The organism is Streptomyces sp. BBFR102 (assembly GCF_051397025.1).
In the GTDB taxonomy this organism is placed as follows: domain Bacteria; phylum Actinomycetota; class Actinomycetes; order Streptomycetales; family Streptomycetaceae; genus Streptomyces.
In genome coordinates this window covers 3,890,004-3,903,202 of the sequence record NZ_CP195757.1, presented here as the reverse complement: position 1 = coordinate 3,903,202, position 13,199 = coordinate 3,890,004, and the positions used below count along the sequence as shown (strand labels likewise).

Annotated in this window: 11 protein-coding genes and 1 other RNA gene; 3 read left to right on the top strand and 9 right to left on the bottom strand. The window is 73.9% G+C overall.

Annotated features, from left to right (window positions below; genetic code table 11):
- Positions 1–43: 43 nt before the first annotated feature.
- Entirely contained in the window at positions 44–1,450 is a 1,407-nt protein-coding gene (locus ACSLIC_RS17470; protein WP_436738633.1) for an MFS transporter, read from the top strand.
- Positions 1,451–1,501: 51 nt separating this feature from the next.
- On the opposite strand, the gene ssrA is transcribed toward ACSLIC_RS17470, so the two are convergent.
- From ssrA to ftsE, 5 genes are all read right to left on the bottom strand, one after another.
- Positions 1,502–1,888: a transfer-messenger RNA gene (gene ssrA / locus ACSLIC_RS17465) on the bottom strand.
- Positions 1,889–2,042: 154 nt separating this feature from the next.
- Positions 2,043–2,522, bottom strand: a complete 480-nt coding sequence (smpB, locus tag ACSLIC_RS17460) for an SsrA-binding protein SmpB (RefSeq protein ID WP_436738632.1) — start codon at positions 2,520–2,522, stop codon at positions 2,043–2,045.
- 18 nt (positions 2,523–2,540) lie between these two features.
- A complete protein-coding gene (locus tag ACSLIC_RS17455; RefSeq protein WP_436738631.1) occupies positions 2,541–3,710 on the bottom strand; it encodes a S41 family peptidase in 1,170 nt (389 codons plus the stop codon).
- 68 nt (positions 3,711–3,778) lie between these two features.
- Entirely contained in the window at positions 3,779–4,696 is a 918-nt protein-coding gene (gene ftsX / locus ACSLIC_RS17450; RefSeq protein ID WP_436738630.1) for a permease-like cell division protein FtsX, read from the bottom strand.
- Between the two features lie 27 nt (positions 4,697–4,723).
- Positions 4,724–5,413, bottom strand: a complete 690-nt coding sequence (gene ftsE, locus ACSLIC_RS17445; protein ID WP_436738629.1) for a cell division ATP-binding protein FtsE — start codon at positions 5,411–5,413, stop codon at positions 4,724–4,726.
- Between the two features lie 290 nt (positions 5,414–5,703).
- On the opposite strand from ftsE, the gene ACSLIC_RS17440 reads away from it, so the two are divergent.
- A complete protein-coding gene (locus ACSLIC_RS17440; protein ID WP_436738628.1) occupies positions 5,704–5,895 on the top strand; it encodes a hypothetical protein in 192 nt (63 codons plus the stop codon).
- A 179-nt stretch (positions 5,896–6,074) separates the two neighbouring features.
- On the opposite strand, the gene ACSLIC_RS17435 is transcribed toward ACSLIC_RS17440, so the two are convergent.
- From ACSLIC_RS17435 to ACSLIC_RS17420, 4 genes are all read right to left on the bottom strand, one after another.
- Complete coding sequence (locus ACSLIC_RS17435; protein ID WP_436738627.1) at positions 6,075–6,788, bottom strand: hypothetical protein; 714 nt, start codon at positions 6,786–6,788, stop codon at positions 6,075–6,077.
- 307 nt (positions 6,789–7,095) lie between these two features.
- Positions 7,096–8,211: a peptide chain release factor 2 gene (gene prfB, locus ACSLIC_RS17430; RefSeq protein ID WP_436738626.1), complete on the bottom strand. Its 1,116-nt coding sequence runs from the start codon at positions 8,209–8,211 to the stop codon at positions 7,096–7,098.
- A gap of 633 nt (positions 8,212–8,844) precedes the next feature.
- A complete protein-coding gene (locus tag ACSLIC_RS17425) occupies positions 8,845–10,107 on the bottom strand; it encodes a protein kinase domain-containing protein (protein WP_436738625.1) in 1,263 nt (420 codons plus the stop codon).
- Between the two features lie 521 nt (positions 10,108–10,628).
- Positions 10,629–12,299, bottom strand: a complete 1,671-nt coding sequence (locus ACSLIC_RS17420; protein WP_436738624.1) for a serine/threonine-protein kinase — start codon at positions 12,297–12,299, stop codon at positions 10,629–10,631.
- Positions 12,300–12,898: 599 nt separating this feature from the next.
- On the opposite strand from ACSLIC_RS17420, the gene ACSLIC_RS17415 reads away from it, so the two are divergent.
- The gene (locus tag ACSLIC_RS17415) at positions 12,899–13,198 is read left to right on the top strand and encodes a hypothetical protein (protein WP_436738623.1); all 300 of its coding nucleotides are present in this window, start codon (positions 12,899–12,901) and stop codon (positions 13,196–13,198) included.
- Position 13,199 lies beyond the last annotated feature (1 nt).

The window sequence follows — 13,199 nt, the reverse complement described above, 5'->3', positions numbered from 1 at the left end:
CAGGTGTTGGACCCCCGCGACCCGCCCGCCGCAGACTCCTGCCGTGCCCTCCCTCCCCGCGCTCCGGCGCCGCCCCGCCCTGCCCGCCGCCGCCCCGCTGTTCGCGGTCACCGGCCACACCCTGGCCGTCGCGGCCCCCGCCGCGCCCTCCGGCTCGGACCCGGGCGGCCCGCCCGCCGCGCCCCGACGCCGGCCGGACCTGTCCGGCCGCCGGACAGGCCCCGGCGCTCCCGCGCCCGGCCCGCCCGGACACGCCTCCTACCTGGCCCTGCTCCGCATCCCCGGCGCCGCCGCGTTCACCCTCGGCGGGCTGCTGGCGCGGCTGCCCGCCGGGATGTTCTCGGTCAGCGCGGTCCTGATGATCGCCGCCTCGCGGGGCTCCTACGCCCTGGCCGGCGCCGTCACCGCGACCGGGCTGGCCGCCACCGCGCTGGTCGCCCCGTGGACGGCCCGCCTCGTCGACCGGTACGGCCAGCGCCGCGTCGCGCGGCCCGCCGCCGCACTGGCCGCCTGCGGCGCGCTCGCCCTGGTGGCCTGCGTCCACCTCGGCGCCCCGGCCTGGACCCTCTTCGCGGCGTACGCGGCGACCGCCACCGTCCCCAACACGGGGGCGATGGCCCGCGCCCGCTGGCAGGCCCTGCTCGGCGAGGACCCGGCCCGCAGGCACATCGCGACCTCCTTCGAGCAGGCCGTCGACGAGGTCTGCTTCATGGCCGGGCCGGCGCTCGCCGCCGTGCTGTGCACCACCCTCTTCCCGGAGGCGGGCACCCTGACCGGGGTGGCGCTGCTGGTCGTCGGCATGACCCTGTTCACCGCCCAGCGCGCCACCGAGCCCCGGCCGCACCCGCGCTCCGCCACGGGACCCGCCGCCCCGCTGCGCCGGCCCGGCACCGCCACGCTGCTCGCCGTCTTCCTCGCCACCGGAATCGTCTTCGGCACCCTGGAGGTCACCACCCTGGCCTTCGCCGACAGTGCGGGCCACGCCGCCGTCGGCGGCCTGATCGTCGGCCTCCAGGCGGCCGGGTCCTGCGTGGCCGGGCTGGTCTACGGGGCCCGGGCACCGGCGGGCCCGGCGGCGGACCGGCTCCCGGCGCTGCTGGCCCTGCTCGCCGCCGCCCTCGCCCTGCCCGCGCTGGCCGCCGCCACCGGCTCGGCGGCACTGCTGGCCCCGGCGGTGCTGGGCGCGGGGATGGCCACGGCCCCGGTCATGATCACCGCGATGACCCTGGTCCAGCACCGCACCCCGCCGGCCCGCCTCAACGAGGGCCTCACCCTCGCCGTCACCGCGATCCTCACCGGCATCGCCCTGGGCTCCGCCCTCGCCGGGCAGGCGGCCGACCACCTGACCCCGGGCACCGGCTACTCCGTGGCTCTCGCGGCGGCCTGCGCGGGCGTCGCGCTCGCCGCCCGCCTGCGTGCCCTGGCCGGCGCCCCGGACGTCCGGGGGTGAGGAACGACGAAGCCCCTGGTCCGGGGACCAGGGGCTTCGCCTACATGGGAATTGTGGAGATGGCGGGAATCGAACCCGCGTCCAACGGTGCGGAACCAGGGCTTCTCCGAGTGCAGTTCGCTACGATTTTCTCGGCCCCGGCGATCACGCGAACAAGTCGCCGACGGGCCCAGTCACTGTTTGATTTCCCACCAGGCCCCGTGACCGGGTCTAGTGGTTTAGTTCCCTAGTTGATGCCAGGGTCCGGGTCGGGAACAGCCCCGGGCTGACACTCCGCAGAGTCTTCGCAGCTACCTAATCAGGCAGCGAGGGCGAAGGCGGAGGAATCGCGCTTGGAATTGGCGATTATTGTTTGCGACATATGGTTTACGAGATCATTGCCGCTTCCTCGACTCGCTTCCCCTGCTTCGACATCCGCTGTCGAAACCGATCATCCCCATGTGGTGTTTTCAAAGTGGACCGGAATCAGAGGTTCGAAGCCTCGATCCCGAGCTTCCGGCCCGGCCGTCCCGTCCTGCGGAACGCTTCCCATCGTACGTGACCAACCCACGCCCGTGCCAGCCTATTCCCGGCGGCCCGGGCGGCGGCCCGGTCAGCCGCGCTGCTTGCGGCGCACCGCCGACATCGCGCGCTCGGCCTCACGGCGGTCCTGCTTCTCCCGCAGGGTCTGCCGCTTGTCGTACTCCCTCTTGCCCTTGGCCAGCGCGATCTCGATCTTGGCGCGGCCGTCCTTGAAGTACAGGGCCAGCGGCACGATGGTGTGGCCGGTCTCCTGGGACTTCGACTCCAGCTTGTCGATCTCCTCCCGGTGCAGCAGCAGCTTGCGCTTGCGGCGCGCCGAGTGGTTGGTCCAGGTGCCCTGGCTGTACTCGGGGACGTGGACGTTGTGCAGCCACGCCTCGTGCCCGTCGAGCTGGATGAAGCCGTCGACGAGGGAGGCCCGGCCCTGCCGGAGCGACTTCACCTCGGTACCCGTGAGGACCAGACCGGCCTCGTAGGTGTCGATGATGAGGTAGTCGTGGCGCGCCTTCTTGTTCTGGGCGATGAGCTTGCGCCCTTTTTCCTTAGCCATAGTGCCGCCATCTTCGCATCAGGAGGGGGTCCCGAGGCCACTCAATACCGTCTCGGCCCGCTCGGCGGCGTCCCCGGTCCCCGCCTCCAGATCGGGGGCGAGGCCGCGCCCGTCGAGTCTGCGGCCGGAGGGGGTGCGGTAGTGGCCGACGGTCAGCTCCGCGACGGCGCCGCCGGGCAGCCGGGTCGGCATCTGCACCGATCCCTTGCCGTAGGTGCGGCTGCCGACGACCACCGCTCGGCCCCGGTCCTGGAGCGCCCCGGCCAGCAGCTCGGCGGCGCTCATCGTGGTCCCGTCGACCAGCACCACCACCGGGCGCCCGGTGTCGCCGCCGGGCCGCGCGTGCAGGGCGCGCGGCTCGCCGCGGACGTCGTAGGTGGCGACCAGGCCGCCGTCGAGGAGGGCGGAGGCGGCCGTGACGGCCTCGCTGACCAGGCCGCCGGAGTTGCCGCGCAGGTCCAGGACGAGGCCGGCCCGGTCGGGGGCGGCGGCCAGCGCGGAGCGCACCTCGCCGCCGGAGCCCTTGGTGAAGGCGCTGACCTTGATCCGGACCGCGCCGTGCGGCAGCCGGCCCACGGTGACGGACTCGGTGTGCAGACGGGCCCGGCTCAGGGTGCGCACGCGGGAGCCGCCGGCCCGCTCGGTGGCGAGGACGACCCGGCTTCCTGGGGCGGCGTCGGCGCCGCCCCGCAGCAGGCGGACCACCTCGGCGCTGGGCAGTCCGGTGACGGTACGCCCGTCGACGGCGCGGAGCAGGTCGCCGGGGCGTATCCCGGCCCGGTCGGCGGGCCCGTCCTCCTGGACGCGGGCCACCTCCACAGCGCGGTCGGCGCGGGCGCGGACCCTGAGGCCGACCCCGGTGTAGCGGCCGTCGAGGGCCTGCTCGAAGGCGGCGTACTCCTCGGGGTCGTAGACCGTGCCCCAGCGGTCGCCGGAGCGGCTGACGGCCTCCTCGGCGGCGTCGGCGCCGGACTTGCCGTCGGCCTCGGCCCGGGCGGCGGCCTCCACGACGGCGTCGTGGGCGGCGGCCGGGGCCAGGGCGGCCGGACGGTCCCCGGCCGCCGGGCGCTCGCCGCCGGGCAGAGGGCAGGTGAGCTGGGCGGCGGCGACTCCGGTGGTGACGAGGGTCAGGGCGAGCGCCCCGCAGCGTCCGGCCCGGGGCCGGGAGAATGCGCTGAGACCCGACATGCGGGTGAGTCTAGGACAGCGCGAAGCGCCCCACGGAGGCTCTCCGTGGGGCGCTCGGGGGACATCTGTCACACCTTCAGATACTTACGCAACGCGAAGAAGGCGGCGAGTGCCGGCATCAGCACACTGGTGGCGAGGATCAGCGGGAGCTTGGTGAGGACCGCGTCCCAGCCGATGAAGTTGATGAGGTTGAGCTTCTCGGAGAGCGCCAGGCCGTTGTCGATGATGAAGTACCGGCCGAGCACCAGCATGCCGGAGGCGCCGATGCCGCCGATCAGTCCGGCGACGGCCGCCTCCATGATGAACGGCGCCTGGATGTAGAAGCCGGAGGCGCCGACCAGCCGCATGATGCCGGTCTCGCGCCGCCGGCTGAACGCCGAGACCCGCACCGTGTTGACGATCAGCATCAGCGCCACGACGAGCATCAGCGCCATCACCGCCCGGGCCGCCCAGTTCATGCCGCCGAGCATGACGAACAGGTTCTCCAGGATGCCCTTCTGGTCCTGGACGGACTGCACGCCGTCGCGCCCCGCGAACGCGGAGGCGATGACCTTGTAGTTCTCCGGGTCCTTCAGCTTGATGCGGTACGACTCCTGGAGCTGGTCCGGGGTGAGCGAACTGGCCAGCGGCGAGTCCCCGAACTGCTCCTTGTAGTGCTTGTACGCCTCGTCGCTCGACTCGTGGACGACCTTGTCGACGGTCGGCATCTTCTGGAGGTCGGCGAGGATCAGCTTCTTCTGCTCGCCGGTGACGGCGCCCTTGGCGCAGTTGGGGTCGGTCTCGCCGTCACTCTTGTTGCACAGGAAGATGGAGACGTTGACCTTGTCGTACCAGAAGCCCTTCATCGTGTTCACCTGGTCGCTCAGCAGGAGCGAGGCGCCGAACAGGGCGAGGGAGAGGGCCACGGAGACGACGACCGCGAAGGTCATCGTGAGATTGCGACGGAGACCGACGCCGATCTCCGACAGGACGAACTGGGCGCGCATGGCGTCCTTTCAGTGATCTGGGTGGTCTCAGTGCTGGTAGCCGTAGACGCCGCGGGACTGGTCGCGGACGAGGCGGCCCTTCTCCAGCTCGATGACGCGCTTGCGCATCTGGTCCACGATCTGCTGGTCGTGGGTGGCCATGACCACGGTGGTGCCGGTCCGGTTGATCCGGTCGAGCAGCTTCATGATCCCGACCGAGGTCTGCGGGTCGAGGTTGCCGGTCGGCTCGTCGGCGATGAGGAGCTTGGGGCGGTTGACGAAGGCGCGGGCGATGGCGACGCGCTGCTGCTCACCGCCGGACAGCTCGCCGGGCCTGCGCTCCTCCTTGCCGCCGAGGCCGACCAGGTCGAGGACCTGCGGGACGGACTTGCGGATCTCGCCGCGGGACTTGCCGATGACCTCCTGCGCGAAGGCGACGTTCTCGGCCACCGTCTTGTTGGGCAGCAGCCGGAAGTCCTGGAAGACCGTGCCGAGCTGGCGCCGCATCTGCGGCACCTTCCAGTTGGAGAGCCGGGCCAGGTCCTTGCCGAGCACGTGGACCTGGCCCTGGCTGGTGCGCTCCTCGCGCAGGATCAGCCTGAGGAAGGTGGACTTGCCCGAACCGGACGACCCCACGAGGAACACGAACTCGCCACGCTCGACCTCCAGGGAGACATCCCTGAGTGCGGGGCGGTTCTGCTTGGGGTAGACCTTGGAGACATTGTCGAATCGGATCACGAAAGCACCACGTGTCGCCGGGGGTAGGTGAGCGTGACCCTACGCGAAGGCGATGTGGGGGCGCAGGCGACGGTCCGTGATGCGTGGTTGTTCCCCGCACCTTCCGGACAATGCGGGTCAAGGCCTCCCTCCGCACGCCCGCGCGAGGGACGCGGACCGCGCCTCGGGGCGCGCAAGCTGGCACAGTGGAGGCAGGCCCCGGGGAACGCTCGCGGCGCCGTCGGCGTTGACGCCGGTGGGGCCCGGTCCGACCGGCGCGAGTCCCGCCCGGGAGCGGGAGAGGAGAGCGGATGACCTACGACAGGCTGGTGTGCGCCAACTGCGCCTCGCCGGTCAGCGAGGGCCGCTGCCGCGTGTGCCGGGCGCACCGCGAGCGGATGCGCCAGGAGGGCCCTTTCGGCGGGCTGAGCCCGGCGGTGCTGGCGGGCCTGGCCGTGGTGCTGCTGCTGGCCCTGGCCCTGCTGGCCACCCAGGCCGCCTGAGCGGGCCCGCGCCCGCCGCACGGACACCCAGGACACCCGAGGGGCCGGCCCCCGGACGCCGGATGCGTCCGCGGACCGGCCCCTCGGCCTCGCGCGTTTCCTACGGTCCGTACGGGCCCCGGGGCGCGTACGGACGGCTCCTCACCCGGCGTGCCGGGCCGGCGCTGCCGAGCCGTGGCTCAGGCGGCGGCGCCGCCGTCACGGCCGCCCACGAGGCGGGGCAGCAGCCGGAAGCCGATGCCGCCCGCGATCATGGTGGCGGCGCCGATCAGCAGGAACGAGGTCTCGGCGGCGCCGGTCGCTGCCAGCTCCTCCTTGGCCTTGCCCTGGGCGACGGGCTGCTGCCCGGCGCTGTCGGGACCCGTGTTGACGTCGTCACCGGTGCCGCCGTTGGGGTCGGTGCCGTTGCCGTCACCCGGGAGGGTCGGGTCGGTGCTCGGGGCCTCGGACGGGTCCGGGGTACCGGGCTCGGTCGGGTCCGGCGTGCCCGGGTCCGTCGGGTCCGGCGTACCGGGGTCCGTCGGGTCCGGGGTGCCCGGGTCGGTCGGGTCCGGGGTGCCCGGGTCGGTCGGCTCGGGGTCCGTCGGCTCGGGGTCCGTCGGCTCCGGGTCGGTCGGGTCCGTGGGCTCCGGGTCGGTCGGCTCGGGGTCCGTCGGTCCCGGGTCGGTCGGGATCTCGGTCGGCTCGGTCGGCTCCGGCTCCGGGTCGTCGTCGCCGGCCTGGATGCCGAGCTCCAGACCCTGGTCGTCAGCCTGCACCGAAGCACCGAGGCCGCCGGTCTCCGCGTCCGCTCCGAGGGCCTGGGCGGCCCCCGCGGCGGTCAGCGAGGCACCTGCGGCGATCACGGCACCGGCCGCGATCCGTGCCACGCGCATCCGCGTCTTCTTGGTCATCTGCCTGCTACCCCCTGTAGCTCATCCATCGGAGAAGCAGCGCCAGGGGCAGGCGGACACCGGGGGCTCATGAGATCCCGCCCCCGTTTCCCTCACACATGCCCCAGTGAAACGCATGCCGCGCGTCAGCCTTGCCAGTTTCCCCAGGGGCGTCAAGGGCGTTGCGTACGTGATGCCAGGTATGCGGCGACTTGACGGTGTGATGGTGCGGTGACTGTGACGAAAAAGGTAACTGCCGCCTCGGGGGCGGCAGTTACCTTGTCGACAAAGAGCGTCGGCCGGCCCGGTCGGGCCCGCCGTCACGCTCCTACTCGCTCTGCTGTTCGCGCTGCTTGCGCCAGCGGATCCCGGCCTCCAGGAAGCCGTCGATCTCGCCGTTGAAGACGGCCTCCGGGTTGCCCATCTCCTCTTCCGTCCGCAGGTCCTTGACCATCTGGTACGGGTGGAGGACGTAGCTGCGCATCTGGTTGCCCCAGGAGTTGCCGCCGTCGCCCTTGAGGGCGTCCATCTTGGCCTGTTCCTCCTGGCGGCGCCGCTCCAGCAGCTTGGCCTGGAGGACGTTCATCGCGGACGCCTTGTTCTGGATCTGCGAGCGCTCGTTCTGGCAGGAGACGACGATGCCGGTCGGGAGGTGGGTCAGGCGCACCGCCGAGTCGGTGGTGTTGACGCCCTGGCCGCCGGGGCCCGAGGAGCGGTAGACGTCGACGCGCAGCTCCGACTCGTCGATCTCGATGTGGTCGGTCTGCTCGACCACCGGGAGGACCTCGACGCCGGCGAAGGAGGTCTGGCGGCGGCCCTGGTTGTCGAAGGGGGAGATGCGCACCAGGCGGTGCGTGCCCTGCTCGACGGAGAGCGTGCCGTAGGCGTACGGAGCCTGGACGGCGAAGGTGGTCGACTTGATGCCGGCCTCCTCCGCGTACGAGGTCTCGTAGACCTCGGTCTTGTAGCCGCGCTGCTCGGCCCAGCGCAGGTACATCCGCTGGAGCTTCTCCGCGAAGTCGGCCGCGTCGACGCCGCCGGCCTCGGCCCGGATGTTCACCAGGGCCTCGCGGGCGTCGTACTCGCCGGAGAGGAGGGTGCGGACCTCCATCTCGTCCAGCGCCTTGCGGACCGCCGTCAGCTCGCTCTCGGCCTCCGCACGGGTGTCGGCGTCGTCCTCGGCCTCGGCCAGCTCGAAGAGGACACCCAGGTCGTCCAGGCGCGCGCGCAGGGCCTCGGTCTTGCGGACCTCGGCCTGGAGGTGGGAAAGCTTGCTCGTGATCTTCTGGGCCGCTTCGGGGTCGTCCCAGAGGGACGGGGCCGCTGCCTGCTCCTCGAGCACGGCGATTTCTGCCCTCAGCCTGTCGAGGTCGAGGACGGCCTCGATCGACTCCATGGTGGAGGAGAGGGACTTCAGCTCTTCGGATACATCGACGACTGCCACGCGTCCAGCGTAACGGCTGGGGAGCCGTGCCGTGCGGGGCGCCCTGCGGGCGCGGAGTCGGGGGTGCCGCTTGTCACACGGGTTTCCCTCGGTGCCCTGCGGGCACCGGTGGGGGTCGGTTCGGCTCGGCGGCTCGGCGAGAGCCCTGGTCGTCTCCGTCGCAGATGTCCTCAAACGCCGGACGGGCTGGGATGTCTCCTCGGACGCCGGACGGGCCGCGACGCGGCCTCGCCGGAAAGCCCGAGACGTATCCGCGACCGGCGGGCGGGACGAGATGTGCCCCACGACCGCCGGGCGGGCGAGACGTCCTCGGCCCCCGAGCAGGCCGGGATGTGCCCACGCCGGAAAGCCCGCGACATGTCCGCGACCGACGGGCGGAGCGGAACGTGCCCTCGGCCGTCGAACAGGCCGGGATTGTGTCCGCGTCCCGCCGAACGGGCGGAGACGTACCCGCGCCCGCCGGGCGGGCTGGCGTGTCCCGGCCGGGGCGAGGGCGTCCTCCGTGCCGGGCGGGCATGAACCGGCCGGGAGTGAGGGCGCCCACCGGACCCGGCCGGCACAGCACACCCGGCGTTCCAGGAGACCCGAGCCCGTCCGGCGTTTGAGGACGCCCCGGCCGGGGTGGGCCGGGGGTCAGGGGCGGGCGTCAGGGCCGTGCTGCACGGGGGCCGTGGGGGGCGGCGGGTCGGACTGGGTGGCGGTGTAGCCGGCGATGGCCAGGGCGACGGCGGTGGCGGCCGCGGCGAGGGTGAGACGGAGGCGGCGGCGGCGTTGTTCGGCACGGTGGCGGGCGGAACCGGGGCGGGGGGCGCCGGAGGCGCGGGGGGCGCGGGCAGTGCCCCGGGCGCCGCCGGCCAGTTCGTCCGGGGCGGGGACGCGCATGCTGGTGTGGGTGTCGCAGCTGGCGCCGTCACGGGCCGGGGCCCCGGGGACGAGGGGGACGGCGGCCCTGCGCGGCGCCCTCTCGGTGGGGGCTGCGGGCTCCTCGGGGACGGCGGGCGGTTCGGCCTCGTCGGCCTCGGGCTCGTCGACGTCCAGCGGGGCGATCCCCGCGAGCCCCGGCAGCTGCTCGCGCAGCCGGGAGGCCAGCTCGGCGGCGCGCAGCCGGGAGGCGGGGGCCTTGGCCAGGCACTGGACGAGGAGCTGCCAGAGTTCCTCGGGGATGCCGGGGAGCGGCACCACGGTCTCGGTGACGTGCCGGCGCAGCACCGCCCCGGGGTGCCCGCCACCGAACGGCGTGAAGCCGGCCAGCAGCTCGTAGAGCACGGTGGCGAGGGCGTAGATGTCCACGGCGGCGCGCGGTGGCAGGCCCTCGACGATCTCGGGGGCGAGGTAGTCGGGCGTACCGATGATCCTGGTGGCGGGTGCCCGCCCCGCGGCCCGGTCCGGGGTGCGGCGCGGGGTGTCGATGAGCTTGGCCACGCCGAAGTCGGTCAGCAGTGCCGGGTGGGCGCCTCCGGGGCCGAGCGGGCCCTCCATGTCGAGGAGGACGTTCTCGGGCTTCACGTCGCGGTGGATGACCCCGGCGGCGTGCGCGGCGGCCAGCCCGTCGGCGATGTCGGCCGTGATCGCGACGGCGGCCTCGGGGGCGAGCCGGCGCTCCCGGTTGAGCCGGGTGCGCAGGTCGGTGCCGCGGACCAGGTCCATGACGAGGGCGAGGTCGTTGCCGTCGACGACCAGGTCGCGTACGGCGACCACGTGCGGGTGGTCGAGGCCGAGCAGCACGGTCCGCTCCTGGACGAAGCGGCCGACGAGTTCCTGGTCGGCGGCGAGGTCGTCGCGGAGGATCTTCACGGCGACGGGCCCCTCGGGCCCCTCGCCGAGCCACACCGTCCCGGCGCTGCCCCGGCCCAGGATCTGGTGGGCGGTGTACCGGCTGCCGATCTTCCGTGCCAAGACGTGCTCCGACGTGTCGGGCCCCGGGGGCGCGCCCGCGGGGGCTGGGGGGTGTGGGCACCGCTGGGCGGGGGCGGCCTTCTCCAGGCCCGCCCGGCGTACGTCCGCAGCCGCCCGCCCGGTCAAAATACGCGCCGCCGGCCGGCCACCGAGCCCGGGTGGGCGGACCGGGCCGCCGCGACGACGGGGTTTGCCCGGTTTCCCGGGGGTTCCGGTCCGAAATTGACCAGGCCACATGTCGACTTGTCTGCAAACCCGCTCCCGCGCCCCCGCGGGCGTGCGGACGAACCGGTCCGGGCCGCCCGCGGCCGGCAGGACGCGCCACGACCCGGCCCGGAAGGCGGCCCGCGGCCGGCCTGGGACTTGTCCGGCGGATCTTCGCGGAACAGCCTGCGGCGTCCGGTGCGTGCTCTCCGCGTGCACCCGGATCTCCCTCGTACGGGACGCACTCGGGTGATCCGGGCGTACGGCGAGAGTGCGTGCCAGGCGTCGCAGGCCCACGAAGATCCGCCGGACAGGCCCTAGTTGAAGCTGGAGACCCAGTCGACGACCGACCCCACCCAGCTGCTGATCTGCGCCCAGTAGCCCTTTCCGGCGCCGATCCACTCCTGGAGCGGGGTCAGCTCCCAGATCAGCCAGCCGGCCACGAAGAGGATCACCAGGGTGAAGAGACAGCCCTTGAGGCATCCGAGGCCGGGGATGCGCATCGGGTTGGCGCTGCGGCGGCGCGGCTCGCGCGGCTCCCTCGGGGGCCGCTCGGCGCGCGGCGGCGGCTGCGGTTCGTACCGCTGGGGCTGCGGCTGGGGCGGCGGGGGCGGCGCGTACCGCTGGGGCTGGGGCTGGGGCTGGGGCGGCGGGGCGTACTGCTGCTGGTTCGGGTACGGCTGGGGCGGCGGGGCCTGCTGGTGCCGCCGGCTGTCGTAGCCGCCCTGGTGCTGGCCCTGGCCGGGGGCCGGGGGTGCGGGGCGGCGCTGGGGGCGGCGGCGCAGCGGGTCCTCGCCCGGGTCGAGGTACTGGACCTGGGTCTGCTCGTTGCGGTCGCGGGCGGCGCGGAGCTGGTTCTGCCAGGGGTGCGGGTCGTCCGGGTTCTGGCCGGGCGGGACCGGCGGCATCATCGCGGTCGGGTCGGCGTCGCCGCCGGGGCCGCCCGCGCCGGGGCCGGTGTTCGGCAGGACACTGGTGGCGGCGGCCGGGTCGTGGGAGCCGGGGCCGCCGGTGGTGGGCAGGACGGTGGTGGCGGCGTTCGGGTCGCCGTCGGCCTCCTGCGGGACGGGGGCCGGGGCCGGGTCGGGGGCGAGCAGCGCGCCCACGCCCTCGGCGGCGGCGATCTGCGCGCTCGTGGCGTGCACGCCGACGCCCTGGGCGACGGTGCGCAGGGCCCGGGCGAGGTTCTCGGCGCTGGGCCGCTCGTCCGGGTTCTTGCGCAGGCAGCGCTCGACCACGGTCCACAGGGGCTCGGGGACGTTCCCGGGACGGGCGGGCTCCTCCTCCAGGTGGCGGTGGAGGACCTCCAGGGCGGTGGCGCCGGCGAACGGCGGGCGGCCGGTGAGCAGCTCGTAGAGGAGGATGCCGGCGCCGTAGATGTCGACGGCGGAGGTCTGCGGGCGGCCCTCGGCGGACTCGGGGGCCACGTACGCCGGGGTACCGACGAACTCGTGGGTGCGGGTGAGCCCCGGGGAGTCGGCGAGGCGGGCGATGCCGAAGTCGGTGAGGAGCGGGTGCAGCTCGCCGCCGGACTCCCGCAGCAGCACGTTGGCCGGCTTGAGGTCGCGGTGGACGACGCCGTCGGCGTGGCTGGCGGCGAGCGCGTCGGCGATCTGCGCGGTCAGCAGGCTCGCGGCGACCGGGGAGAACGGCCCGTTCTCCCGCAGGTGGCGGTGGAGGTCGGGGCCGTCGACCAGGTCCATGACGAGGGCGAGCAGATCGCCCTCGACGACGAGGTCGCGGACCCGGACGATGTTCGGGTGAGTGAGGCGGAGCAGGACGGAACGCTCGCGCAGGAAGCGCATCACGATGTCCGGATCGCTCGCCAGCTCCTCCTTGAGGACCTTGATCGCGACGGTCTCCCCCGGGCTGCCGGCGACGGCCGCCTCGGCTCCGGCGGGCACGGTCTGACGGGCCCGCCAGACGGTGCCGGTGGCGCCGCGCCCGAGCGGCTCCTCCAGGAGGTACTTGCTGCCTACCGGCCGCACGTCATGCGCTCCCTGCTGATCAGGTGGGTCCGGCGCCCCGCCCGGGGCGCCGATCCTGGTCGGTGTGGTGTCTCGTGGTCTTCGGTCGGGTGCCTGCTGCCGGGTCCGGGACCCCTCTGGGCTCCGTACCCGCCCGGCGGCCTGCTCAGCCCACCGGACCGGGTCCGGTGGCCCGGGTGACCGGCGGCCGCCCGGACGCCCGCGCGGAAACGGGCTTGTACGGGCCTCTTCCGGTCACCGGCGAAGCAAACCGTTCCCGGATGTTCGGTCCACTGTAGTGCCGCACCGCCCGGGCCGTCCGGGCCAACCCCCGCGGCCACGCGCGTGAGCGGGCTCGCGGGCCCGCGTGCGGGGCACGGTTCCGCTCCCGACCCGCGCGGAGTTCCGGTCGAAGTGCGACGGCCCCGGCCCGGCCGCCCCGGTCGCTTTCTCCCCGTTCGCACCTGTTTCGCCCGAGAGGGAGGAGGCCGGCCCCGCGATGATCCGGCCAACAGGGACTTTCGCGGGCCGGTCGGCCACGCCCGGCACTCCTATCGTTGATCGCCCGGAAATCCCGCCCGGCGACGGGCACGGGCGGACAGGAGAGGACGGGCCGGGACATGAGTGATCTGACCATCGACGGCACGGTGTTCGAGGGGCTGCGCAAGACGTTCACCTCGGTCGCGGACCGGATGGACGGCGCACGCCGGGCCCTGCGCAACGCCGACGGCTCCGCGGTCGGCGCCGAGAAGCTGGTGGACGAGGTCCACGACTTCGCCCAGGAGTGGGGCCATGGCGTCAAGCAGCTCGGCAAGCACACCCAGGGCGCGGTGAAGATCATCGACCGCATCGACCGCGAGTTCACCAAGCTCGACCAGGAGCTGGCCAAGGCCCTGAACTCGGGCAAGAAGGACCGCTGAC